Genomic DNA, 25,065 nt, shown 5'->3' with positions numbered 1-25,065 from the left:
AGGCCGTCGAGCGCGAAACCGACACCTTCGACACCTTTATGGAGTCCAGCTGGTACTACGCTCGCTTCACTTGCCCCGACTACGAAGACGGCATGCTCGACCCCGTTCGCGCCAATTACTGGCTGCCCGTCGACCAGTACATCGGCGGTATTGAGCACGCGATTCTCCACCTGTTGTACGCACGCTTCTTCCACAAGCTGATGCGCGACGAAGGGCTGGTGCACTCCGACGAGCCGTTCACACAACTGCTTTGCCAAGGCATGGTGTTGAAAGACGGCGCAAAAATGTCCAAATCCAAGGGCAACACTGTCGACCCGCAGGCACTCATCGAAAAATACGGCGCCGACACCGTGCGCCTGTTTATCATGTTTGCCGCCCCTCCAGAGCAAAGCCTGGAATGGTCTGACAGCGCAGTTGAAGGTGCCAACCGCTTCCTGCGTCGCCTGTGGAAACTGGTTGCCAACCACCTGGATGCCGGCACCGCACCGACGCTCGACACTGGCAGCCTAACAGCAGACCAGCAGGCCCTGCGTCGCAAAACGCACGAAACCATTGCCAAAGTCAGCGACGACTTCGGCCGACGCCAAACGTTCAATACCGCCATTGCCGCCGTCATGGAGCTGGTCAACGAACTGTCGCGCTTTGAGCGTAAGACCGATCAGTGCCTCGCCGTTGAACGCGAAGCCCTGGAAGCCGCCGTTGCCCTGCTGTCGCCAATCGTGCCGCATATCAGCCACGAATTGTGGCAGCAACTGGGCCACAGCGAAGCCGTGATTGACGCCTCCTGGCCAACCGTTGACGAATCGGCCCTGGTTCGCAGTAGTATCGAAATGGTGATTCAGGTAAACGGCAAAGTGCGCGCTAAAATGGAAGTACCTGCCGACGCCGATGCCGACACCATTAAAGCGATGGCCAAGGCCCAGGAAAATGTGCAGAAATTTATCGACGGCCTGACTATCCGCAAGGAAATTGTCGTACCCAAAAAACTGGTGAATATCGTTGCGAATTAATGCGCTCGTACTCATTGCTGCCACGTTGCTGCTAAGCGCTTGCGGCTTTGCCCTGCGCGGCAGCACCGGCATTGCCAGCACGCTGCAACCGATTTATGTCGGTGGTAGTCGCGACAGCCAGGAGTTACAGCAGGCCCTGCGCCGGCAACTGCAAATCAACCAGGTGGGCACCACGCGCAAACGCGGCCAAGCTCAGCTTATCGCCGAAGTTCAATTGTTGCGCTACGACAAGCGCAGTATCGCTCTGGACCGCGAAGCGCGCGATGCCGAATACGCCCTGTTCGAACGCGCTCGCCTCAGCCTGTTCAGCCCCCAGGGCCAGCTGCTCAAAGGCCCCGTTGTATTGGAACAGCGCCGGCTCGTTGTAAACGATGCCAACAACCCCGTCGGCGAGGAAACGGAATCCAGCATTGTGCGCGCCGAAATGCGTGAACAACTCAGTATCCGTCTCGCCCAGCAGCTTGAGTACTGGTCGCGACAGCTACCAGCGGACCCCGCCAATGCGACTGCGCCCTGAGCAACTTGCCAGCCAGTTAACCAAGCAGCTGCTGCCCGTGTATCTATTGAGCGGCGATGAGTTGCTCATTCAGCAGGAATGCGCCGACGCTATCCGTCAGCACTGCCGCCAACAAGGCATCGCCGAGCGCGACGTTCTGGAGGCCGAGCGCGGTTTTGACTGGAATGCCTTGCTGGAAGCGGGCCAATCCCTATCACTATTTGCCGACCGCAAACTGATAGAGCTGCGTCTTGGCGGCGCGCGCATGGACCAGAAAAGCTCCGCTGCCCTGCAACAGTATTTAGAACACGCCGACGGCAGCAATATTCTGCTTATCACCTGTGGCCGTCTCGACAGCCGCAGCCTCAATGCCAAATGGGTAAAGGCAATCGACCAAGCGGGCGCCGTCATGCAAATTTGGCCGGTAGACCGCCGCCAGCTCGGCGGCTGGATACAGCAGCGGCTTAAAGACAATGGTATGAGTGCTGACCGCGAGGCCGCCGAGCTGCTCGCCGACCGAGTGGAGGGTAATCTGCTCGCCGCAGACCAAGAGATTCAAAAGCTAAAAATTTTACTCGGCGAGCAGGCCGTCAGTGTTGAGACTGTCGCCGCCGCCGTGGCAAGCAGCGCCCGCTACGATATATTCAAATTGATCGACGCCGCCCTCGCCGGTAACGCCGCCTATGCGCTGAACATGTACAACGGCCTGGTAGCCGAAGGCAGCGAAGAAATTCCCATGCTCGGCGCCATCAGCCGCGAGCTGCGCAGCCTCTACAACTGCGCTGCCGCCATTGAACAAGGCAATGGCATCGATCGTGTACTCGACGGTGCGCGGGTGTGGGACAAGCGTAAAAATCTTTACAAGCGCTGCCTAGGCCAACATAGCGTCGGCTCACTTTCTCGCCTGCTGCAACTCGCCGGCCGCCTGGATGCAGCGCAAAAAGGCCAGAGCGACGAATCATCTCGCCTGCTGTTCACCGAACTTATCACCGGCCTCGCTGGCCAGTCTGTAATTAGTTACCCGCATTGACTCATGTATCGCGCATGCATTAGCATCGCCCGCCTTCACTCGCATGTATGCTCACAAATAAATTATATGGATGTATTATGAAACGCAGTTTGATTGCTATATCCCTCTTCTTCATTGCTAGCTGTGCAACGATCATTAGCGGCACAAGTCAGACGCTAGTATTCTCATAAGAACCAATTGGCGCACAGGTCCTCTTGGATGGCAGACCCGTTGGTGTTACTCCATTAACTATTTCCGTAAAGAAAAACAGTTTCGACATTGTTGAATTTCGGAAGAAAGGCTACAAGTCCCAAACGCTTCCCATAGAGACGTCATGTGACGGGGTGACATTGCTAAGTATCTTTTGGGACTTAGGCACCACTGATGTTTTATCTGGAGCTGCTTGGGAATATTCTCCCGATCAATTTCATACCATACTCTCCGCGGACAGTGACTCTTACAGCGACATCAGCAACGATTATTTTGCGATTAAAAAGTTGGTTTTATCCTTTGGTGACGAGTTACGTTCTCAGTTAATTCTGGGGGCGCCTGGAGAAGAGTTAAACGCATTAATCACACTGTTAAGTGATAATAAGCACGCCGCCGATGAAGGCGATCTATTACGTTTAGCAATGACCTCTGAACACGACTTAGCATTTTCTGAAAACATTATTAGCTTTTATCAAATTTCAAAAAATAATAATTAATTGCCAATAAAGGGGGGCGTTCACGACCTCCCTTCAACATTTTCTTTCGCTTGACTGATCACCCGCTCAACATCAGCCGCTTCCGGCATCGGCAACTGCACACTGCGCAGCATAGAGGGGTCGCCCGCCATTGCAGGCAAGCGGTACCGCAATACCAAACCCGGGCCGATATAGCCCATCTGCCGATACGGTCGATGGTAGGGGTTAGCTTCGTCCTCGGCGCGTGCGCGCGGGCACTGCCAAAGCGACGCGTAGTGGACGAGGTAGACTGCATTAATCTGGTCCGTCGCAATCGATAGCGGCACGACGCTATAGCGGTCAAAAATTCGCAGCCCCGCAAGCACAGGTTCGCCCTCGCCTTGCCGCCATTCCAGCTCGCTGCGCGTGACATAGCCGCGCCGCAGCACTGCCACCACCACGACGAACATCAGCAGCCAGGCCCACCACGGTAGCGCCACTGGCTGAATCAGGGAGACCAGCATCAGGCTCATCCCGAGTGATAAGAGCCCACACAGCCACCACGGCGACTGCGCCCGCTGAACTCGTCTCATAAGGCCTCCATTCACCAATTGTGCCAGCGGGTTATTATAGCCATTGTGGGTGCTGCCGCGACGCGATCCCTACAAGCCCTTTGACAAACTCACGGACCTTATCAGTATTTTATAAAACAAGAACACCGCAGGCGGAGAGCCACCTGCGGTGTTTGGGTGAATGTGCTTCCCTGCCGACATCCGTGCCTAGAGCAGTCCCTGCCAGTGGCGCATCCCTATCTGGCCACTCGAAATTTACGCTACAGGTCCCGGCGACTTTGGTTGGGTAGCTCAAGCAGCTTAACCGTGCCCTCGGCTGTGCCGTCTGTCATGTAGGCATGCAAGGTGGGTGTCGCCGAGTTGTCATAGGCTGAGAAAAACAACTTGCCGGCCACCTCGCCGCTTACTAAGGGCGCGTTTGCATAGCGAGCCAACAGCGGCCGTGGCGCTGAAGACAGATTATCGCCAGTGGTCAGGTCGTTAGTTTCCAGCACCAGCGAGGTGCCTTCAGCGCTACCGTCGGTTTTCCACAGCTCTTCACCAACCGCCGTGCCGTCAATAACGGTGTCAGCCACGAAGTAAATGGTGCCCTCAACTTCGGTGAACAGCTCACCGAACTGCGTCCGTGATTTCACGCCCGTGTAGGTGGTCATAGTGTCGCCGGGGTGCATGGAGGCAAAGGTGAACTCCCCGTCTTCAAACGCAGTGCGATACACGTTGTTGGTGGTCACAACGAACAGGCCCAGCGAGGTGGCGTAAAACCTCGAGGCAAACAGCCCCTCGGGGAAATCACCACTCTCCTGCAGTGTGGTGCCGTCATAGGCATAGACATGGCGGGTGAAGTTAGCGGCATTGATCCTGCGGTCAGCATAGAAGTACAGCGTATCGCCCACCACCGTTAAATTCTGAACGAAGGTCACATCCTCACCCAGCTCGCGGCGCACATCACTGCCGTCTTCCGCCACGCTGTACAGTAGCAACGAGCTTTGGTTGTTGGGGTCATTGTTGGCCAAAAAGAACAGCCGCCCGGCAAAGCTGGTCAGGCTATGCGGCTGAATATTCGTGGGGTAGTAATCGCCGTCTGCCAGCACATAGGGCGTATTTGCTGGCGCTTCAGCGCGCTGCACCGCCAGCGATTCGGTCGGTTGCTTTACGGCCACACCACCAACCGGCTCACCTTCAACAAACACCAGCTGCGTACCTTCCTGGCTGCCATCGCTCACATACAGCGCAGGAACATTACGGCTATCTGATTTTACCCCTCGGCCAAGGATAAAGATTGAGTTGCCGACCGTTTGCATGCCATGAATGTTTTTTGAGTCCTCGCCACCCACATCAATCTCTGTCAGCGTCTCCGCGTCGAGATCGTAGACAAACAGCTCCCTAGCGAAGTCCGTTGTACCCGCGCTGAACGCCAGCTTGCCATCCATCCACTGTAAATCCAGCGGATAGCTACTGCCTTCGATATCCACCAACACTGATGTGCCGGCCTCGGTGCCGTCACTGACCCGCAGCTCACGTCCCTCGTTGGGGGATTGGGCACCAAAGTAGAACTTTCCATCGCCAAACAATATCGGGTCTCGGCCATCGTAATATTGTTGCACAGCCGGCTGCCCTTCATTGAAGTCCTTCAGCAAGCCCGTGCCCTCAGCGCTGCCGTCAGTGGCGTACATGTCGAACTGACTGGGAATTGACGTGCTGTTCACAGGAAAGAGCAGGCGCTCAACACTTCCCGGCGTCCCCTCCGGCACACTGGTGGTACTGCCACCACCACTACCACCGCCACAGGCAGCGAGGGTGAACATTGCGCCCGCCAGGGCTGCTTGGAAAAAAACGGGTCTCTTCATCGTGCTTAAATCTCTCAGTCACCTAACAGGAACACTTGTCGTCGGATGAAATTTAAGCAAAGCCATAAAAATAAAACTTCACTCTGATGGGCGAAGCCAACAGAATGACGGGCTGAGACACTATGATCTGACTCTGTCTGAACAACGCCCCAATGAAAGCACCTGCTAACGACTACTTACCCGACCTCCCGCTGGAAAGTCAGATCACCCGCGAACGGCACAATTTGTTTATGGCGGAAGTGGGGTCTCGTATTGTGGTTTCCGCAGCCATAGCCCTGGCCTTGCTGCTGCCGTTTAACGGCGCCATGAGCCGGGCTGATGCGCTGTTGTGGACGACGCTGGTGCTAACAACCAGCGCCGTCTCACTGCTGGTCGTCAGCTTCTACAAACGCCACCGCGACAGTGAAAGTGGCAAAATCAAGAAGTGGCACGCCATCAATATTGGCATGGCGCTCATGTGGAGCGGACTCTGGTGCGTTGCGCCCTATCTATTTTTTGACGGCGCCAGCACCGAGAAAATTTTAGTCTTCCTGCTTGTTATTACCCTGATCAGCTCCACGCCCTCGGTGTCCATGGGCGTGTACCCCGATATCTTTATTAGTTTTATTACGCCGCTGTTTATCTCTCTGTCGCTCTATCTAATCCGCTTTCACGCAGAACAAAGCTGGTTCATCAAAGGCATCCCCTTACTCACCTTGTGCTCACTGACCGCGTTCAGCCTGTTCATACACAAAGCCCAGCTCAACAATATTCGTTTGCGCATCGAGGCCGATATCGCCCGGCGCGACGCCGAGCGCGCCAATCGCAGCAAGAATCAATTTATGGCGGCGGTCAGTCACGACCTGCGCCAGCCACTGCAAGCCGCGTCGCTTTACGCCTCGCTGATTAACGAGCAGGGCGATGCACCGAGCCGTGAGCTCAGCGAAAAAATCCTCACGGCCATCGCCTCCGGCGGGGAGTTGCTGGAGCAATTACTGCTGTTATCCCGCCTGCAAAGCCGACACTTCTCTGCCAAACCCCAGCCCTTCTGTCTGGATGAACACCTCGCCAAGCTCATCAATGAGTGCTTACCTCAGGCCCAACAAAAAGGCCTGGCACTACACAATGATGTGCAGCGCCAATACTGGCTTAATACCGACCCGCTGTTATTTGACCAGCTATTGCGCAACCTGCTTGGCAACGCCGTTAAATACACCGAGCGCGGCACCGTTCGGCTTAGTAGCCACCACACAGAAAAACAGCTCGAACTCACCGTTAGTGACACCGGCATCGGCATTGACCCGATGCGCCACGACAGTATTTTTAAGGAATTTACCCAGCTAGCCAGTCGATCCAATGACGCCGAAGATGGGCTGGGCTTGGGCCTGAGCATTGTCCGCCGCGTCTGCGAGCTATGCGGGCTCACATTGCGCGTGGACTCCACTCCCGGCCAAGGCAGCCGCTTCACCGTCGCACTGCCGCTAGCGGAAAAACCCAGTGCGGCGCCGGCAAGTGAAGGGGCTCCTCTACCGCCTGGGCGCCAGCTGCGCATTATTGTTGTGGACGACGACCCACGTATCACCGACGCATTGTCGATGGCGCTGGTGGAATGGGGCGCCGATGTCTACGCCTTTAACAGCCTGGCAGAAGCGCTCGCCGACCTGCCCGGCGCCGACGAGATGAGCCCTGATGTCATGATTAGCGACGGCCAGCTCGCCAATGGCGACACTGCCAACGATGTATTTGCTGCACTAACGTCGAGATGGCCACAGCCTGTGCCCAAAGTCGTGCTCAGTGGCAATAGCCGCGGGCAGCATGAACAAACATTCAACGCCGATGCCCTGCTACTCAAACCCGTTGCCCTGCCCGAGCTGCTGCAGCGTATCGCCTCGCTGTGCGCGCCAGATACGTTTACAAGAGCCTAAGGGAGCGGGCTTTTTCCAGGCAGGCGGTACGGTTGGGCACATCCAATTTATCAAACAGCAGCCGTAGATGGGTTTTCACGGTGTTCAAACTCACCGACAGACTGCGCGCAATTTCCTTATTACTTTTCCCCTGCTGAAGCAGGGCCAATATCGCCCCCTGTTGGCGGCTGAGCTTAATACTGGGTGGGGCGGTTTGACTGGCCAACAGCCGGTAGGATTCCGAAAAATAGCCTTCGCCAGCCATGACTTTCGTCACCGCCGTCACCAATTCGGCAGCGGCCTCAGACTTGTCGACAAAACCATCCACCGACAGGCGCTGGGATTTTTCCACCACGTCCTCATCGATGGCGCCAGAGCATAACAACACCCGCAGCGTGTGCCGCGAACTCGCCAAAATCCGCAATAGCGACAATCCATCCAGGTCCGGCATGGCCACATCGACGATCAACAAATCGGCAGCGGCCAACGCGGCCTCATCGCCCAATAGCGCCTGCGCACAACCGTATTGCCCCACCTCACAGCCGGGCAGTTTCGCCTGCAGGGTCAGCGCCAGGGCCTCGGCAAACATCAAATGATCATCAACAATTAAAACCTTCAAGGAACTTCTCTATTGTTATTGGCGACGACATAGTAGCCCAGAATGCACTGGCAAAATAAGCTGGGGTTCACCCTTATCCGGCTCGGCACCGCACATCATTACGAGCCGTTAAGTTAACCCATGGCTCATGCAGTGATAGGCTAGGCGCAAATAATGGATAAGACCTATGGCACTGATACACAGCATTTCTCACAACGGCATCGAGGGCATACGCCTGGGCCGTGTTAACCGACGCGGCGGCTACCACCTTACCGCCAGTTGCATCGTCTACCGTTTGGGCGACACCGTCATCGATACCGGGCCGTCGCGCGAGCGCGAGGCATTGAGCGGGCACTTTGCCGACATTGCCGTTCGCCAGGTGGTGCTGACCCACCACCACGAAGACCACAGCGGCAATGCCGACTATTTTCAGCGCGAACACGGCGCCGCGCTTTACAGCCACCCGAATAATCACGACAGGCTAAAAGCGGGCATGCGCCTGTCGGCGATCCGTCGATTGACCTTTGGGAATGTTCCCGCTTGCCAGCCCGCAACCCTGCCTACGCATATCGACACCAGCAGTGGCCACCGGCTGATTCCCATTCATACCCCCGGCCATACCTCCGATTTGGTGTGCTACCTAGAGCCCAATGAAGGCTGGCTATTTTCAGGCGATTTGTATGTTTCCAGCCGGCTGAAATACATGACCATTGAAGACAATGTGGGCGAGTGGATCGACAGCCTGGAGAAAGTGCTATCACTCGACTTCGACACGCTGCTCTGCTCTCATCGCGCGGTGGTGAGCAATGGCAAAGCCGTGCTGCAGGAAAAACTGGACCATATTCGCGGCTTTCGCGATGAGGTGGCAGCCCTGCACCGCTCTGGCCTTAGCGAGCGCCAGATAACGCGCAAACTGCTCGGGCGCGAAGACGCCAACGCCCTGCTCTCACTCATGCATATGAGCAAGCGCAATATGGTCAGCGCCAGTTTGGCCAGCCTCGGGCTGGCCTAGCGCCGACTAACAGACCTAGCTTTCCACGCGGTGTAGCGCACACACCTTATTGCCAGAAGGGTCACGCAGATAAGCGAGGTACAACTTGCCAATTGCGCCCTCGCGCACACCCGGCGCATCTTCACAAGATGTTCCGCCATTGGCCACGCCGGCAGCATGCCAGGCATCGGCTTGTTCCGGGCTGCTCGCGGCAAAACCGATAGTGCTGCCATTGCCATGACAGGCGGGCTCACCATTAATTGGTGGCGTAATGGCGAATACACCGCTGGCGGTGAAATAAAAACAGCGGCCGCGCTCGTCCATCATTCCCGGCTCATAGCCCAAGGCACCGAGAATCGCATCGTAAAAACGCTTTGATGCAGCAACATCATTCGCACCAACCATTACATGACTGAACATATCTCTTCCTTACTGTTGAGCAAAAACGGCTAGCACTATAGCGCGTTATTCCCATTCGGTGGATGCGAAGGACGGACAAGATAGCGCTTATTGCTCGCCGACTTTGGCCATCCAATCCAGCACATCGCTAAACACTTGCTCTTTGCCCAGTTCATTAAAGATCTCGTGGTACATGCCGTCGTAGATCTTTAGCACCTTATTGTCACTGCGCAATTTGGCGAAGAACCGCTCGCTGCCCTCGCAGGCACTGATGGCATCAGCGCCGCCATGCATCACCAGCATCGGCAACTCAATGTTCGGCGCATCCTGCATCACCTGCTGCTGGGCCTGAATGAACGCCAAAAACATACTGGGGGTCACTTTGCCGTGGTTATAAGGATCGCGCTGCTGGCTCTCCCCCACGCTGGCATCGCGGCTCAACTGGGCGACATCAATCTCGTTGCTAATAGGCAGGCTGGGCCACAGTGTGGCAAGTACGCGGCTCAGCGCCAGCTTCCAGGGCGCGGGTGCAAAACCCAACTGAAAAGCGGCGCAGCTTAAAAATACGCCATCGATACCCTCGGGGTTTTCAGTCGCAATACTGGCTGCGATCAAGCCCCCCAGGCTGTGCCCACCCAGAAAATGCACGGCAGGCTGATGACTCTGGGTGTGCCGGATCGCGGCCTTAACATCGTCACAATACTGCGAAAACCGCTCGATATGGCCGCGTTTTCCGGGGCTCTGGCCACTGCCGCGCAGATCGGCCATCACCAGGCCAAGGCCCGCATCGTTAAATGCCTTCGCTACATGGGCGTAGCGACCGGAGTGTTCGCTGGTGCCGTGGCTCAGGGTTACCCAGGCCTTGGCAGGCCCTGCCGGACGCCATTCACGGGCAAATAGTGGCGTGCCATCGGCACTGTGGAGGCGCAATTCAGAATAGTGGTGATCGGGCATGAGGCGAGTCGCAGTCACAAAAAAGAGCGCACACCATACAGAAACGGGCGGGATGATTCACTATCCCGCCCGTCCTGAGGTCGCCTTGTTACGACTGTCGGCTTACTGCTGCCAGCCTGGCTCCCAGGTCTTGGCAAACGCCGGGCTCGCCCAACCGGCCGGGAAGGCAGCGGGCGTCATTTGCTCGCCACCGGTAATCACATCGCCCTGAGCATCCTGGTATTTCAGCCAAGTGATCGTGCGCTGCCATTCCAGCGGGCGCTTGGTCCAGTCGCAAACGCCGGTCGCAAAGGTTTGCTCAAGCGCCTGCCAATCGCTTTCCTGCCACATTACGTTCCCCAGACCGTAGTCGTCGTTGCGGCTGAAAGGCCGGAGCTCACACTGCACCTGGTCGCCATATTTATCGGCGCCGGCCACCGTGCGCGGCGTACCGAATACCAGCATCAACTCTTCCGGGCACATCTCACCGGGAATGCCATTGCACTGGTCCTGCACATCGGCGGGCTTATTGGCGATAATTTTTTGTGCCAGTGGCGTATCGCTGGTATCGGCTTCAATGGCGTCCAGCCAGGAGGCCATCGCGACCAGCGACTGATTCATATAATTCAGGTCGCCAACCAGCGGTGTCAGACCGCCCCAGTGCACAAAGTTGTCGCGGTGGCCGAACTCCCGCTCCAGACGCCAGCGCACCCAGTAACCATGCACACTGTCGTGGGCCGCACCGGGGTCTGGGCCGGTCATATTAATGATGGGCACCGTATCCATATTCACAATGGTGTTCATAATACCTGTGCGGTAAGCATTGGGCAGCGCCGGGTAGTCCGGCTTTAAACGCTCCTGGGTCACATTCAGACTGGGGTCAACACCGCCAATATTGGTGTTGAGCGCCAGGAATTGCGCCGGCGAAATAATCCCCTGTTGCAAGGCCGTTAGGCCGTACTGCACCCCTTCATTGCCCAGCGGAAAACCCGAGAACGCATAACCCAGGTCTTTTTCAATCTGGCTCCAGCGGTCGCGGGGGTCCTCGGCGGGAAAGCGCTCGCGCTCACCGATCATATTTTGCATAAAGGTCAGTACATCGCAGCGCACACCGCCGGGGTTGGTGTCCTGGTCAAAGCGCTCCTCGGCACTCACTCCCCCGCAGTTAGACGCGGGGTCGACCGCTTCGGCGAACAACGCTGAGTCGGCTAGCGAGGCATTCACGATGCCATTAAGGTGGCCGTAAATGGCGTTCTGCTGCAGCACCGTAAACGGCGTGCCATCGCGGGCAACTTGCGCACCGACGATGTTTTCCACATGAGCGATCAGGTCTTCCGGCGTACTGGGCTCGGTGGTATCGACGTTAAAGTCGAAGTACTTCAACAAAATGTGGTAGTCCGCAAACTGGGTCGCGGTGCTCATCACATCCGGGTAGGTACAGGTGGTCAGCAAGCCCTGATACAAGCCGGGGTAGGCATTGGCGATCATGTTTTGGGTAATCGCCCCGCCTGAACAGCCCGTACCAACGGTGTAGCGCAGCTCGCCGTACTGCTCGATAAAGCGCTCTTTTGCCATCAGCAGCGACTCGGCCTGATAGCTCAAATTACAGTTGTGGCCCAAGTTCAGCTGAGCAGTGGACAGCACCGACCAACCCAGCCCCAGCGCAGTAATATAAGACTGCTCGATCAGCGGGTTGCCGGGAATGGTGCCAGCGTAATCGTCTGTGCGCGCTGAGCTGGTGTCGTGGTCGCCGCGACAGTTACCGCCGTGGGTCACCAACAGGCGGCGGTTCCACTGCGACTGCGGCTGCATTGGCGTCCAGTCTTCACCGACTTTTTGCAGCGTAAATATCGTGTATTGATCGCGGGCCTGATAACCAATTTCCTGGCGCACAATAAACGGCACCGTTTCACCGTTATCCGTGGTGGTCATCGCCACATCATCGGGCGGATTGTCCAGGTCATAAGGCTGCAAGCCGCCCTGCAGCGAGTTACTGGACTTGTACAACCAGCGGTACTCAACAGGCTGGTTACAGTTTTCGTCCACAGCGCTGTCCTGACACTTCCAGGGCTGGATATGCGGGCCGGTAAACACGGGGCCGCCAGAGGGGTGGTTTACCACCGTCAGGCTGTTGCCGATATTCGTGCTTAGGGTGTTCTCGCCGACGCTCAGGCCATCAACCAGGGCCAACAAGCGCAGCGGATTATCCGGGTCAGCTTGCAGCAGCTGAGTCACATCGGTGTTGTTACGCAGCAGTACCAGCTCGTCGACGGCGGCAGCATCTTCCGCAACCACCTCTACCAACACATCGCCAGCAGAGACTAGGTCAGGTCGGTTCGACAGCACTTGCAGACTTACGCGGTCATCGACCGTACCGGGGCCACCGGGGTTACCGCCATTGCCGGGGTCTGGGTTGCCACCCGAGTTACTGCTACTTGAACTACCGCCGCCGCACGCGGCAAGCAGTAGGGTAAAAACGACTAACATTATCTTATTATTCACGGGTGTCCTCCTCCACGCTCCGACTGACGCAACCGCCTAGCCGCGCAAACCGCTATGTCACTTTATAGACTTAGCGTGCAGTGTCAAATGCAAAGACTGAATTCAGCATAGTAGAGCCGCGGAAAACGGGGGGCGTAAGCCGCGAAAATAGCGGCCGGCACTCATTTACAACTCAAGGAATAACGAGACAATCCAACGAACACTCAAGGCAGCGCGTCAACTCATGATTCGGTAATGGTATAGCTCAGCGTCAGTGACCGCGGCCCAACCCCACCTCATCAACAAGATAGCGCGCCCACTCCCGATAGGCCGCCGCACCCGGGTGAAAACCGTCTTCGGCGATAGCCGCTGGGTGCAAGGTGTAAGGCACCTGAACGTAGCTGCAGTCTGCCAGCGGCTCAACAAGCTGTCTCAGCTCGGTATTTAATTGCCGGGCGCGCAGGCCCAACCACCAACGCAGAGGTTGCGGCAATGCAGGAAAGGCGTGCATGGGTGGCAGCGCGGAAAAATAAATATGCTTGGCGGCAAAGCGCTCGCGCAGCAGGCGGATAATCTCGGTAATGTTGTTGCACCACCGGCCCCGCCCAGTGGCGGCAAGCACGTCATTCACCCCAATAGACACCACCACAGCGTCGGCGGCGTCAGCACTCTCGCTGGCTAAACGTGCCAATAACTGTGCGGAAGTATCGCCGGAGCGCGCCAGTAGGCGCCAATGTAGCGGCCGCAACGGCGCAAGCCCGGCGACCAACTGGCCCAGCAAGGCCTCTTCCTGACTGGCAACGCCAACCCCCGCCGCCGCAGAGTCTCCCACCAGCAACAAGCGCAGCGCTTGCCCGCTGTCGCCCAGTTGCCCCGAGCGCGGCCCCGCGGCCTCGGGCAGACGCGGCGTAATGCCGCGCACATAGCGGCCCTGCGCTAATAAGACCGGCCCGAGCAATATTCCCGACAGCGGATAGATCATCTCCGTCGCCTCAACGCCCAGCCGCCCCAGCCTTTTCCATGACAACTCCCCCTGCACATCACCACGCTAGAGCTGAACAACACTGTCGCCGAAATACCACACACGGCGGAACTGGCCTTTATCACGCTGCGCGAGCTTGCGCAGATTGTCGATAATCACCTTATCGGGCAGCAGCGTGCGGCCAATGTTGTAGATCAGTAGCTCAACGGGCTCGCTCACTTGGTAGCGCTTGGCAATTTTCTTCAGGTAGGTCGCAGAGGTGTAGTCGGTAAGGCGGGCGAGGGCCTCGCTGTCAACGCGCCCTGCCCCGGCGATCGCCTTGGCCAGATCTTCCGAGCAGGCCTCGGTCAATTCAAAATAGGTGACTTGCCCATTGAGCCGACAGCGGATATCCGGCTTGCCGCCCTCCGGCAATTGTTTTTCAACGTCGCGGTGATCCAGGCCTGCGGCCTCGGCAAAGCGGCAGAAAATGCTGACTTCCACACGGCCTTTTTCCGCTTCAGATGCCATTGCCCTGTCGCCCTCGTATCATCACTGGCCCTGCTTTTGCGCCGACTAGCTCAAATCCACACTGACCGGGCAGTGATCGGAGCCGTGAATATCATTCCAGATCTCCGCCGCTGTCACTCGCTGCTCGACAAAGTCGCGATTACCTAGGAAGTAGTCGATCCGCCAGCCAATATTTTTACCACGGGCACCGGCACGGTAGCTCCACCAGCTGTATTTCACCGTTTCCGGATGCAGGGCGCGATAGGTATCAACGAAATCGGCCGCCAGAATATGGTCCAGCCCGTCGATTTCCTTTTGGGTGTAACCCGCGCTTTTGTTGTAATTGGGCTTGGGGCGGGCGATATCCATTTCAGTGTGGGCAACATTAAAGTCGCCACACATGAGTACCGGCTTGTCTTCACCGAGCTTGTTCACATAGGCCAGAAAGTCGCGATCCCAGCGCTCGCGATACGGCAAGCGCACCAGCTCACTGCCGGAGTTGGGGGTGTAAACGGTAAGCAGGTAAAAGTCATCAAACTCAGCAGTGAGCACGCGCCCTTCCTTGTCGTGCTCATCAATGCCGATATCCGCGAACACTCGCAGCGGCGCTTTGCGGCTCAGAATGGCCACGCCCGAATAGCCCTTGCGCTCCGCCGAGTTACTGTAAATATGGTAACCCTCAAGGGTTTCCAGCGCCGCGGCCACTTGGTCGTCCTGCGCCTTGGTTTCCTGCAGGCATAAAACATCGGCATCCAGCGTGGCCACCGACTCCAGAAACTCTTTCTTCATTACCGCGCGAATACCGTTCACGTTCCAAGAAGCTATGCGCATATGTCCCGTCCTTAATCAAAGCAGGGGCACTATATACCACGCAAACTACCAGCCCTCAAAGGAACAGGCGCAGCGGATGTACAACGCGTTAGTCGCTGATGACCTCACCGCTAACGTTGTCCACTACCACAGGGCTTTCCAGATAAACCAGTGTCGGCGACGCGCCGTAATGCTCAGCCACCCGACGCAAGAAGCGTTCATCCTCGGCCACTTCCCAAAGCACATCCTGATCAGGCTCGATTGCCGATTGCTCAAGGCGCGTCCAGAGAATAACGCCCGACGGCGTCGGATCACCACTCGCCACGGAAGAGGGAAATACCGACGCCGCATCGCCAGCCCCCAGCGGCGGCAACAGCGTTTCATCATCCACCATAAACGAACCGCTGTGCCCGGCATCACCACCACATGCGCTCAATAGTGATACGCCTGCAACTGCGGGCACAAGACCGAGAATACGGCGTCTGGTCAGCGGCATGGCGCACCAACGCGGCGATGAGTTCTTTTCATGACATTAGCGGACCAAGGTCTGTATAGAGTGTGTAGAACGAGCAAGCGCCCAAATCGATGTCGATGATGTTATGCGAATCTACTTACACCAGCAAACGGCGGGCCTTCAAACCGCAGAAACCACAGCGGCAACGGCTAACGCCTGTTATATTTTTGTGCTCATTAACTTGCTACTGCCAGAAAACCCAAACTGCTGATACAGCCCATGAGCATCATCGGTTGCAAGAAATTGAAACTTCGCGCGCCAGCGCGGGTCGTTGCTAATCTCGCCGAATACCCACTTTCCAAGGCCCTTACCACGATGATCCGGATGAATTATTAAATCAGCGATATAGGCTACAGAAGCGAAATCAGTAACGACTCGCGCAAAGCCGACCTGTTCACCTTTGTGAAGCAGCGAGAAGCAAATGCTATTGTCTATTGAGACCATCATGGTCTCCAGCGGCCTTTCTTTAGCCCAATACGATGACCTTAAAAGTGCTTCAACCTTATCAACTTGCACATCACTTCGGTCATCGCTTATGCGGTACTCTCCGTTCTCTTTGCTCATAGCTTCCCTGAAATATAACGCGCGGCTACGGAGTGAAGGCAAGGCTGCAATGCCGTCGCTGTGTCTGGCATTGTTAAAAACCGTCTCGCCTTGGCTCACTTCCAGAGCCCCTCGCACATTGCCGGATATGTTGCAGGCGAGAAGGAATCGAAATTAATATCTCGCACCCTATCCAGATCACTCCAGAGCAATTTATGCCCCTTCAGTTTCCTGGTGACTTGGATGGCATTCTGAAGCTCAAAAATTTCATCCTCGGTGGCTTGCCGTGCCTCACCAACCTCTCCAAACAAACGCACAGCAGGAGCCGAGTCGAACTGCCCCTTGAAAAGGGACTTTAACCAAAATCTGGTGCTACTGTTTACAGCCATGACACATACTCGCTTGTTGTACTCGAAGTTTTTCGGCATGGTTTTTGAGTAAGCGTCGAAGTAATAGCCCGTCATATCATCACGAAAAAACACATGACCTATCGGTGTTACGTGAGGGTTCCCGTCAGGATTTACAGTAGCGATGGAGAAGAAACGGTTGGAGCGCTTGGCATTGCCAAGAACCTTTAGAATATCCGGCCAGTTTTTCTCTATTTCCATACTTACTCCTTTAGGTTAAGCAGTCCGTTTTAACGCTCGAGCGCGAAGCGTGATCTTCCCCCAATAAAATGGGTACCCATTTCAAACTACTACACTGCACTCATATTCTATCGGGGACAAATAACTAATTCTCGAGTGTAACCGACATTCGTTATAAAACTTGTTGATGTAATGTGACAAGGCGTTACCTAATGTCTTCACACCATTGAACACCGCTCCCCGGATAAGCTCGGCCTTAAGACTGTGGAAGAACGACTCCATTCGAGCATTGTCCGTGCACTGCCCTGACCGATTCACGCTATGCCAGATGCCTTTCGTCCCCAATAAAATTTGAAACTCACCGTTCATATACTCAATCCTTTGATCCAAGCCACGCACAGGCTCCCGCATTCTTAGCGCATATCTCATCGCAGATAACGTGAGTTCTGACGTCCTGCTATCTGAGAACGGGAACTACAAGGCGTTGTTATCCCCCACCTCTAAGAGCTAAAGTGGATTCAGCGGGTTGAGTACGCGTTGCAGTATCCAATCACCAGCTTTTAATTTTCCCCTATACCGTGTTGATACACTAGTCGACCACCAAACCAACCGCCAACTACCAGAGAAATCCCCCCCCCAACATTCACGCACAAAAGTGCGAGATTCGGCGCGACCGGCTGGAATTGCTCCAAACCCAATAGAAGACGCACTGTAAATAAGCTAAATGCGGCAAGCATCAAGCCGATGTGCCAGTAAGTATCACGCAGCGGCTGGCCTTCTGGAACTTTCGAAAGCTCCAGAAGGCCAGCCAACATGGCGAGAATCGCCATGCCACAACCCACGGCCAAGAGACCTGCCGAGCATCGCCAGGCTGCCTCACCGAAGTGCAGACTGGCGAAATCTGAAACAACAGCCAATGACCAGCAGGCAACAGGGAAATGCACCAACGCAGGGTGCAGCGGATGCCGCATGCTCTACAGCACCAAACTGACCAGGGTGAGAAAGCCTGCAACAGCCACGCCGGCGTGTACCACCACGACTGCCTTCGGCGGAATTTTCTGCCGTAGATGGAAGGACGCTAGGAAAAAGCCACCTAGTGCGGCAACCAGCAACAGGACAAAGCCGATTAGAACCTGCTGCGGAGCGGAACCCTGCACCAGAATGGTAATCAGCAACACCAGACCAGTGGCACCCAACAATGCGTGCACGATTGATAAAGCCCACGGCGCGAACTTGTCGCGCAACACGCTGGCTGCCAGAACTAAGCCGCCGACGGCGGCAATCCCAAATGAGATCAATGCGTAATTCAACATATTGGATTCCTCGTTGTACGATTATTTTTTGGTAGGGCACTAGTGCAGGCTCGCCAGTTTCACATGGCTGATTCCCAACACCTGTGCCACGTCATACATTGCCTGGTTTAAAATTTTGTGGGTAACCAAGTCCGCTTCGTAACCCGCGGAATTGTTGATATCCACCATGACCTGATGGTGAATCGGGTTGGAGACCGCCTTGTCAAAGAGGTAACCGCTCCAGAACGCCCCGTCCGGTGCGGTGCCGGCATTGACGAGAGCTTTCGCCAGTTCCACACCGCTGAGCGGGGCGGGTTCAGGCAGGCTTACGCCAGCCTGGGTAGCATGTTTGAGGCTTAGGTTGATAGCTAGGTCCATGCCACCAATAAAGGTCTTGACCTCGGCTTCGCCATATTGCTGTGTCAATTTGGCAACTTCGGCGTTGAAGGTTTCCTCACCCAACATGGAAACCAATGCTTTTGCAAAGCTGAAGTTGTCAGCGCCTCCCCCGGCTCGCACCAGTGCGGCAGTAACCACCAGGACCGGTTCACCCTGATAGGAGGCACCACCAAACATGTTCATTGGCGCTGCATGTTGTGCGCTGCCGACCTGTTGATGGTCGCCATCATCGGTGCTGGCACAAGCTGTCATTGTGGCGGGCAATACGACAGCAATCGCAATGGCCAGACTGCCGGTCAATGACCGATGGCGGCGCATCGGGTTGTTGGAGCAAATCGGGTATGTCATGGTGTCCCTCCTGAGGGGATAATCAAACGGTGATACTTCAAATACAGAGCCGGGCTCTGACCATGAGATGACATGAGCGCCTGTGGCGTTCCCGCAAGGTTTTCGACATGCGGGGACTATTCCGTCTCGCAACGACGGCGGATGAGTTCGGCAGGGAATGAGAATTGCTCCATGAGGTAGTCGCGTAATGCCTGCGGATAATCCTGCTGCGTATGCGCCCGCGCCATGCATCCCAGCCACATATCGCGCTCGGTGGCTGTGACCGGCAGATGCTGGTGAACGGCCGGAATGCTGATGGGCCCACAGCGCTTCTGGTAGCAACGTGGCCTACCCATCCAACCGCTGAGAAACGCGCCAGTTTATCGCGCGCTGTAATATCATCCGGATACCAGTCGTAGATGCGTTGATACGCCGGCTCGGAGGCCATGATGTCGTAAAAGTGATCCACCAATTTGCGGATGCCAGCTTCGCAACCGGCGGCCTGAAAGGTAGCCTCGCCTTGTCCGTAAGTTGCGGTGGGGGTTGCGGACCTGACCAAATCAACTATTCCCGCGTCAAACTCGAAAAATACGCAGCGAGATTTTCGATGTCTGTGTCGGTCAGGGACTTGGCCATGCCGTTCATTATCGGGTTGCTGCTGGTGCCATCGCGGAACGCGCGCAACTGGATTTACAGGTACTGTTCTTTCTGACCGGCCAGATTCGGCCAGGCCGGATTATTGCTGATGCCCGCTCAGCCATGGCAACCGCCACAGCTAGCCGCTTTACGTTTTCCTGCCTCCGGATCGGCGGCTTAGGTGGGTAAGGCGAAGACAAGGTATCCGATAGCAATGATAAATCGACGCATGGCGAACCTCTCTGGTTGACGGTGCGCAGCCCTTTACGGCTTGTGCTTCATGTCGTTGGATGACCGTAGCCGCGCTGGCGTTCCCGTATGCGACCGGTTTACGAAGCCGTTGGTTTACTGCTCGCGTGCTCGGCCAATCTCGCTAGTACGCCAGCAACGATGCGGTCACAGCGCGCGCCGGCAAAGCTGAAGGCATCTTCGTGGTTGAGGTCAATTTCACGCACTATGGCTTCACGCATCAGGCCACGGGCTCGAAAATAACGCGACCTAACAGTGGCTTCGGGGATATCCAAGCAGCTTGCGGTTTCTTCAACCGTCATTTCTTCTAGAGCTCGCAGGACGAACACACAACGGAAGGCGTCGGGCAATTTATCGATATTCCGTTCGATCAGGCGGCGCACTTCGATGCGCTGCGCGTCCTGTTCTGGATTAGCTGAAGCTGCGTCCGACATGGTGGCACCCTCGGTAATAGTTGAATATACCCCTGCATCCGAGTCAATGGGGATAATCGCCGTTCGGCGTTGCTGTTTGCGCTGGCGCGCCAGCGCTTCATTGATAACGATGCGTGTTAGCCACGTTGAGAGTTTGGAATTGCCGCGGAAATTAGAAATGGCGCCGTAGGCTTTCAAATAGGCATCTTGTACAGCCTCCTCGGCTTCTTCTTCGTTTTTCAAGATACTGCGCGCCGCACGATAGAGCGATTGGTTGTAGCGACGCATCAATACCTCCAATGCGTTGGTATCGCATTCGGCAAGGCGCGCAGCTAATTCTCGTTCTGAGAGGTTAGCAAGTGTCGTAGCTAAAATGGGTTTCAAGTGCATACCTCCCTGAAGGCTATCGAATCTAGCCATTTGATGCCCCAACGTTGCGCTGCGTTCCCGCTCGTTGTCTGCTGCGCTGGACTCCCCTGAGTAATGTAGGCAACTCCGCGCTATTCCATGGACCTGCGCCACTACACCTTGCTTGAGCGCTTTGTTAACTGTTTATTCACTGACCTTAATTGCCTACGCAGCACACGTAATGCTCTCCCAACAATTATATATTGTTGTGCTTCTTGGGTGATCACACTGTATGTTTAAGAGAGCATCTGCACCCATTTCGTACGCCCAGTATTTAGCTTGGTTTATGGCATCTGTTTTAGTTGCAGCGGGTTCCCATGTTTTGTTCTTACATGAAATACCTTCAACAATATTTATGACGCTGTATTGCTTTTGGAAAAGCTGGCTTTCGTTATAAATGGGCATGGAAAGAACTTCCCGCTTAAGTTGAAGAGGAACTTCATCCATATTTTTTACCGGAACCAATGGGCCGACACATCCCGGCCACAGTATAAGAAAAGGGAATACTTTGATGATTCTCACATCTTTCCTTGTTTGTACAGTTAACGCCGAGGTAACCGGTACCGGAGCACCAGCGGAGGGACCCAAAAGCTCCGCGCTTTTGGCGTTCGGTTGACCGCCTTGTTACATGGTGATTCGATAGTATCGGCCATGCTCTCCATCCTTAGGGCCACTATATATGGCCTGCCAACCCAATTTTTCGGCTACCTTTTTGCTAGCAACATTTTCGTCCGTAATAAAAACCTGGACTGTCTCTAAATCGATATCGGCGGCCAGTTTCTCAACTGCCAGCCTGCATGCTCTGGTAGCTATGCCGTTACCCCAAAATTCCGATCTGATGAAGTAGCCGAAATCGAAAACACCATCTATCTGCTTAATGCCGCAGAACCCGATGAATTCATCAGTATCTGCCCTGGCAACGGCGAACCGCGCAGGATTAGCGAGCACACTCTTGAACCATGAATCCGCCTCATCTCCTGTCAGGGCGCGACGGGGCCCAAGAAACCTCATCACCTTCGGATCGCGAAGCATGGCTACTACAGCCGCTCTATCTTGGTGATGAAGACCCCTAAGTTTCACCGCAATCATAAGACTGGCTTCACCATGTAACGTACAGCTTGAGGGGCTGGCCGCAAGCAGGCGAAGCCCGCTTTTGGACAGTCCCGCTCGAAGCGTTTGTTAGGCGGATATGGCTGCAAACATTCCTCCAACACCGACCAGGACGGACACAAGCAAAAATAGCAAACCACCAAGATGGCCTCTCAGACGGCCAGATTCCATCTTTGCTAACCCGACCCAAGCCCCGAAGCCAACCCAGACAATGAGAAACAAACACCAGAATTACAGCAACAATCTTTGCCGCCACTGGACAGGCAGGCAACACCTTGTCGCTGTATTTGGCAACGGCAGCAGCACCAGCAATGAATGCTGTTGATATACCGAGTCTGTCAAGGTGCTTGGTGATTTCTTCAAGAGGCCTGTCGTTGAAATTTTCGATCATGCGCTGAAATCTATTGTGCCCCACACCTTTATCAGTCGATGTCATTGGGGTTTTGCTGCCAAGAACAACTCGCCAATTTTTTCTTGCTTGCCGCCGAACTTGTCATAAATGGTGAAATAGAGCCCGCCGTCAGATTGACGCCCACCCCAGCGGCAAGTAATCGTATGAGTCCATGGGGTTTTTGTGACATTACTCGGATCGAATGTGCAACGATCTAAGTATTTGCCGTTCTTGTCTGTGATCTCAACAGATGGCTGATGGGTTCCAGTTTTTTTGTATGCAATATAAGCCAGCAATATGGCACCCTCAGATGGATCGTTCGGGAAATACACGGTGTGAATGTTCTGGGGATAAGTAAAGTTGTTGTTTTCGACTGTGTTGTTGGTGATAACCATGCCTGTGACACCAGCAGATTCGGCAGCGTAAGCACCAACCGAGAACATCATTGCAAAAGCAAGAGCGTACTTCTTCATTTCTTTCTTTCCTCTATGTTGAGCCGTAGATGAGGCGCTACGGCACCGTCTAACGCCTAAAGCACGGGCGGGAGGCTCCCCCTAAAAAGTAGACGCCACCATTAATGCGTCCGCGCCGCGCGTTGTTCGTAGTCACTAGGGATCTTATATCCCAGCCCCTAGTGTCTTCGCTGCGTGTTGTAGTAATTATCAATATACCAAGACAGAGTAACTCGAAGCTCATTCATTGATCCAAGTTCCAGCCCTTTGAAGCTCTCCGTTTTCATCGTTCTAATATTAATGCATTGTTTTTTTATAGAGTATTTTGAACCCTGGTTTGGTCGCGACCAATAACTGGGCCATGTCACTGTCAAGAAGGATTTACCGGGGTATGCGTGCAGATTACAGACAGGGATTGTCATTGTGAGTGCGTTACCATTCCTTCGGTCATTACGGGGGCACATGCTTGTGCGTCGCTATTGCTTACGTACGATAAAGTCGTGCAGCTACGGGATCAAGTCTTTCATTATTTTTACGGCTAGCACCACCCAGCAGGGCTAGGTGGTTAAAGCAGGGCGCGCACGGTGTGCGTAGCCCCTTGAGTGGCTTGCTTGCTGAGGGCTGAGTTACTTCAGCAGGCTAAGATCGACTTGTTTGTCGGCGTGGTACGAGGAGCGCACCATCGGGCCGCTGGCAACGCTTTTAAAACCGAGTTCTTCGGCGATGCGGCCGAATTCGTCGAATTCTTCGGGGGTAACAAAGCGGTCCACGGGTAGGTGGTCACGGCTGGGTTGCAGGTATTGCCCGAGGGTGATCATGTCGATGTTGTGGGCGCGCATGTCTTTCATTACCTGAATCAGCTCGTCGGCGGTTTCACCGAGGCCAAGCATCAGGCCGGACTTGGTAAGCACGTCGGGGCGGCGCTCTTTGTATTTTTTGAGCAGGTCGAGCGACCATTGGTAGTCGGAACCCGGGCGGATTTTTTTGTAGAGGCTGGGTACCGATTCCAGGTTGTGGTTGAACACGTCGGGCGCTTCTTGCTCGAGTATATCCAGCGCCACATCCATGCGGCCACGGAAGTCGGGTACGAGCACTTCAATACGAATACCTTCGCTGCGCTGACGGGTTTCACGAATGCAGTCGGCAAAGTGCTGGGCGCCGCCGTCGCGCAGATCGTCGCGGTCCACCGAGGTGATGACCACGTACTTCAGCTGCATTTCGGCAATGGCTTCGGCCAGCTCGCGAGGCTCGTTTTCGTCCAGGGCGTTGGGGCGGCCGTGGGCAACATCGCAGAAGGGGCAGCGACGGGTACAGATTTCGCCCATGATCATAAAGGTGGCGGTGCCGCCACTGAAGCACTCACCCAGGTTGGGGCAAGCGGCTTCTTCACATACCGAGGCGAGTTTGTGCTTGCGCAGAATTTGCTTAATACGGCTGATTTCCGGGCTGGCGGGCAGCTTGGCGCGAATCCAACTCGGTTTAACCGGTAGTTCGACCGAGGGAATGACCTTGACCGGAATACGGGCGACTTTTTCGGCGCCGCGCAGTTTTTCGCCCTGCACCACTTTTTTGGCGGCGGGGCGTTTTTGGCCTTGGCTTGTCTCGCTCATTGCTATTACCTCTGCCGGGCTGCGACTACAGCTCGGGTAGTTGATTGTCGTCCAGCACGGGGCTACTGCTGTAGCCCAGACGCGTGGCTAGTTGACGCGACAGGCTGTCCATCAGCCTTGCCATGTCTCTGTTTTGCTGCGGTGCCTGGCGAAGAATGTCGGTAACTTCCATACCGACATGGCCGCAGGGGTTGATGCGCTGAAACACCGACAGGTCCATATCGACATTCAGGCTCAAGCCGTGAAAGCTGCAACCGCGCCGCACACGCAGGCCCAATTGGGCAATTTTAGCGCCGCTTTGCACATAAACGCCGGGGGCGTCGGCACGCGGGTGAGCGGCAATGGACAGCTCGGCAAGGGCGTCGACAATGCTTTGCTCAATGGCGGTAACCAGGTCACGCACGCCAATACCGAGCCGCCGCAGATCAATAAGCACATAGCCCACCAACTGGCCGGGGCCGTGGTAGGTAACCTGGCCGCCGCGATCCACTTGCACCACGGGAATGTCGCCGGGCATTAAAATATGTTCGGCCTTGCCAGCCTGCCCCTGTGTAAATACCGCCTGGTGTTCTAAAAACCACAGTTCATCGGGGCTGTCGGCATCGCGCTGATCGGTATAGGCCTGCATGGCCTGCCACACTGGCTGGTAGTCTTGCAGCCCGGCCAAGCGGCGCTGATAGAGGATTTTCTCGCTCACTACATTACCATTTTAACGACGCCGGTCGCCTTCAGGTCTACGTGGATGCGCTCAAGCTGGTCTTTGCCGGTGGCCACAATGGTCACGGTGAGCGACATAAAGCGCCCTTCGCGGCTCAGCCGCTCGGTAACACAGCCTTCGGCCAGTGGCGCGGCGTGTTGTTCCATCACCGCCAGTACCTTGCCCCGCGCTTCCTCGTGATTGTCGGCAATCACCTTAATGGGATAGTCGCAGGGGAATTCAATTTTCGGTGGCTCTTGCTGCGTCATGCT

General features: G+C 55.5%; 28 protein-coding genes. 6 read left to right on the top strand and 22 right to left on the bottom strand.

All coding sequences use genetic code 11. The features are described 5' to 3' along the window. The 4 genes from ABNS66_RS05750 to ABNS66_RS05735 form a co-directional block, all read left to right on the top strand. A partial coding sequence (locus ABNS66_RS05750) for a class I tRNA ligase family protein (protein ID WP_348655244.1) occupies positions 1-1,010 on the top strand: 1,010 nt, incomplete at its 5' end. Continuing rightward, positions 1,000-1,527 (top strand): LPS assembly lipoprotein LptE, encoded by a 528-nt coding sequence (lptE, locus tag ABNS66_RS05745; RefSeq protein ID WP_286694566.1) that lies wholly within the window; start codon positions 1,000-1,002, stop codon positions 1,525-1,527. The genes ABNS66_RS05750 and lptE, both read left to right, overlap by 11 nt. Then, positions 1,511-2,536: a DNA polymerase III subunit delta gene (gene holA, locus ABNS66_RS05740; RefSeq protein WP_286839145.1), complete on the top strand. Its 1,026-nt coding sequence runs from the start codon at positions 1,511-1,513 to the stop codon at positions 2,534-2,536. The genes lptE and holA overlap by 17 nt, the downstream gene beginning before the upstream one ends. Positions 2,537-2,865: 329 nt before the next feature. Continuing rightward, positions 2,866-3,222, top strand: coding sequence for a hypothetical protein (locus tag ABNS66_RS05735; protein ID WP_348655243.1), 357 nt, complete (start codon positions 2,866-2,868; stop codon positions 3,220-3,222). Positions 3,223-3,242: 20 nt separating this feature from the next. Here the strand turns inward: ABNS66_RS05735 and ABNS66_RS05730 are convergent, their stop codons facing one another. Together ABNS66_RS05730 and ABNS66_RS05725 are read right to left on the bottom strand one after the other, a co-directional pair. Next, entirely contained in the window at positions 3,243-3,773 is a 531-nt protein-coding gene (locus ABNS66_RS05730; protein ID WP_286839147.1) for a hypothetical protein, read from the bottom strand. 239 nt (positions 3,774-4,012) lie between these two features. After that, positions 4,013-5,599, bottom strand: coding sequence for a hypothetical protein (locus ABNS66_RS05725; RefSeq protein ID WP_286839148.1), 1,587 nt, complete (start codon positions 5,597-5,599; stop codon positions 4,013-4,015). A gap of 152 nt (positions 5,600-5,751) precedes the next feature. Here ABNS66_RS05725 and ABNS66_RS05720 point away from each other — a divergent pair, with 152 nt between their 5' ends. Continuing rightward, entirely contained in the window at positions 5,752-7,503 is a 1,752-nt protein-coding gene (locus ABNS66_RS05720) for an ATP-binding protein (protein ID WP_286839149.1), read from the top strand. Here ABNS66_RS05720 and ABNS66_RS05715 read toward each other — a convergent pair. Then, complete coding sequence (locus ABNS66_RS05715; RefSeq protein ID WP_286839150.1) at positions 7,490-8,101, bottom strand: response regulator transcription factor; 612 nt, start codon at positions 8,099-8,101, stop codon at positions 7,490-7,492. The genes ABNS66_RS05720 and ABNS66_RS05715 overlap by 14 nt on opposite strands. A 166-nt stretch (positions 8,102-8,267) precedes the next feature. Here ABNS66_RS05715 and ABNS66_RS05710 point away from each other — a divergent pair, with 166 nt between their 5' ends. Further along, the gene (locus ABNS66_RS05710; protein WP_286839151.1) at positions 8,268-9,092 is read left to right on the top strand and encodes an MBL fold metallo-hydrolase; all 825 of its coding nucleotides are present in this window, start codon (positions 8,268-8,270) and stop codon (positions 9,090-9,092) included. Between the two features lie 15 nt (positions 9,093-9,107). Here ABNS66_RS05710 and ABNS66_RS05705 read toward each other — a convergent pair whose 3' ends face one another. The 19 genes from ABNS66_RS05705 to ABNS66_RS05615 form a co-directional block, all read right to left on the bottom strand. After that, a complete protein-coding gene (locus ABNS66_RS05705; RefSeq protein ID WP_204997225.1) occupies positions 9,108-9,491 on the bottom strand; it encodes a VOC family protein in 384 nt (127 codons plus the stop codon). Positions 9,492-9,578: 87 nt separating this feature from the next. Further along, on the bottom strand, positions 9,579-10,442 hold the full coding sequence (locus tag ABNS66_RS05700) for a lysophospholipase (RefSeq protein ID WP_348655242.1): 864 nt from the start codon (positions 10,440-10,442) through the stop codon (positions 9,579-9,581). An 84-nt stretch (positions 10,443-10,526) separates the two neighbouring features. After that, positions 10,527-12,905 (bottom strand): DUF6351 family protein, encoded by a 2,379-nt coding sequence (locus tag ABNS66_RS05695; RefSeq protein ID WP_286839155.1) that lies wholly within the window; start codon positions 12,903-12,905, stop codon positions 10,527-10,529. 250 nt (positions 12,906-13,155) lie between these two features. Continuing rightward, on the bottom strand, positions 13,156-13,911 hold the full coding sequence (locus ABNS66_RS05690) for an SGNH/GDSL hydrolase family protein (RefSeq protein WP_286839157.1): 756 nt from the start codon (positions 13,909-13,911) through the stop codon (positions 13,156-13,158). 21 nt (positions 13,912-13,932) lie between these two features. Then, positions 13,933-14,376, bottom strand: coding sequence for a hypothetical protein (locus ABNS66_RS05685; protein ID WP_286839159.1), 444 nt, complete (start codon positions 14,374-14,376; stop codon positions 13,933-13,935). A 45-nt stretch (positions 14,377-14,421) separates the two neighbouring features. Beyond that, on the bottom strand, positions 14,422-15,186 hold the full coding sequence (locus ABNS66_RS05680) for an exodeoxyribonuclease III (RefSeq protein ID WP_286839161.1): 765 nt from the start codon (positions 15,184-15,186) through the stop codon (positions 14,422-14,424). Between the two features lie 88 nt (positions 15,187-15,274). Next, positions 15,275-15,661, bottom strand: coding sequence for a PhoD-like phosphatase N-terminal domain-containing protein (locus ABNS66_RS05675; RefSeq protein WP_286839163.1), 387 nt, complete (start codon positions 15,659-15,661; stop codon positions 15,275-15,277). A gap of 177 nt (positions 15,662-15,838) precedes the next feature. After that, positions 15,839-16,342 (bottom strand): GNAT family N-acetyltransferase, encoded by a 504-nt coding sequence (locus ABNS66_RS05670; RefSeq protein ID WP_286839165.1) that lies wholly within the window; start codon positions 16,340-16,342, stop codon positions 15,839-15,841. Beyond that, complete coding sequence (locus ABNS66_RS05665; protein ID WP_286839168.1) at positions 16,339-16,830, bottom strand: pyridoxamine 5'-phosphate oxidase family protein; 492 nt, start codon at positions 16,828-16,830, stop codon at positions 16,339-16,341. The genes ABNS66_RS05670 and ABNS66_RS05665 overlap by 4 nt, the downstream gene beginning before the upstream one ends. Positions 16,831-17,369: 539 nt before the next feature. Beyond that, entirely contained in the window at positions 17,370-17,780 is a 411-nt protein-coding gene (locus tag ABNS66_RS05660; RefSeq protein ID WP_286839170.1) for a DUF2231 domain-containing protein, read from the bottom strand. Between the two features lie 3 nt (positions 17,781-17,783). Further along, on the bottom strand, positions 17,784-18,122 hold the full coding sequence (locus ABNS66_RS05655) for a hypothetical protein (RefSeq protein ID WP_286839173.1): 339 nt from the start codon (positions 18,120-18,122) through the stop codon (positions 17,784-17,786). A gap of 39 nt (positions 18,123-18,161) precedes the next feature. Then, positions 18,162-18,848 carry a hypothetical protein gene (locus ABNS66_RS05650; protein ID WP_286839175.1) on the bottom strand — a complete coding sequence of 229 codons (687 nt, stop codon included), beginning with the start codon at positions 18,846-18,848 and terminating at the stop codon, positions 18,162-18,164. Positions 18,849-19,792: 944 nt separating this feature from the next. After that, a complete protein-coding gene (locus tag ABNS66_RS05645; RefSeq protein WP_348655241.1) occupies positions 19,793-20,509 on the bottom strand; it encodes an RNA polymerase sigma factor in 717 nt (238 codons plus the stop codon). Between the two features lie 189 nt (positions 20,510-20,698). Further along, positions 20,699-21,055: a hypothetical protein gene (locus ABNS66_RS05640; protein WP_286839179.1), complete on the bottom strand. Its 357-nt coding sequence runs from the start codon at positions 21,053-21,055 to the stop codon at positions 20,699-20,701. 102 nt (positions 21,056-21,157) lie between these two features. Further along, complete coding sequence (locus tag ABNS66_RS05635) at positions 21,158-21,622, bottom strand: GNAT family N-acetyltransferase (protein ID WP_286839181.1); 465 nt, start codon at positions 21,620-21,622, stop codon at positions 21,158-21,160. 453 nt (positions 21,623-22,075) lie between these two features. Next, the gene (locus ABNS66_RS05630; RefSeq protein WP_286839183.1) at positions 22,076-22,507 is read right to left on the bottom strand and encodes a hypothetical protein; all 432 of its coding nucleotides are present in this window, start codon (positions 22,505-22,507) and stop codon (positions 22,076-22,078) included. Between the two features lie 605 nt (positions 22,508-23,112). Then, positions 23,113-24,096, bottom strand: coding sequence for a lipoyl synthase (gene lipA, locus ABNS66_RS05625; protein ID WP_204996325.1), 984 nt, complete (start codon positions 24,094-24,096; stop codon positions 23,113-23,115). Between the two features lie 25 nt (positions 24,097-24,121). Further along, on the bottom strand, positions 24,122-24,793 hold the full coding sequence (lipB, locus tag ABNS66_RS05620) for a lipoyl(octanoyl) transferase LipB (RefSeq protein ID WP_286839187.1): 672 nt from the start codon (positions 24,791-24,793) through the stop codon (positions 24,122-24,124). Next, complete coding sequence (locus ABNS66_RS05615; RefSeq protein WP_027873959.1) at positions 24,793-25,062, bottom strand: DUF493 family protein; 270 nt, start codon at positions 25,060-25,062, stop codon at positions 24,793-24,795. Before ABNS66_RS05615 ends, lipB begins: the two co-directional genes overlap by 1 nt. Between the last annotated feature and the right edge of the window lie 3 nt (positions 25,063-25,065).

This window comes from uncultured Spongiibacter sp. (genome assembly GCF_964011655.1).
In the GTDB taxonomy this organism is placed as follows: Bacteria; Pseudomonadota; Gammaproteobacteria; order Pseudomonadales; family Spongiibacteraceae; genus Spongiibacter; species Spongiibacter marinus.
The sequence above is the reverse complement of the archived record's forward strand: the minus strand, read 5'-3'. Positions and strand labels throughout refer to the sequence as shown.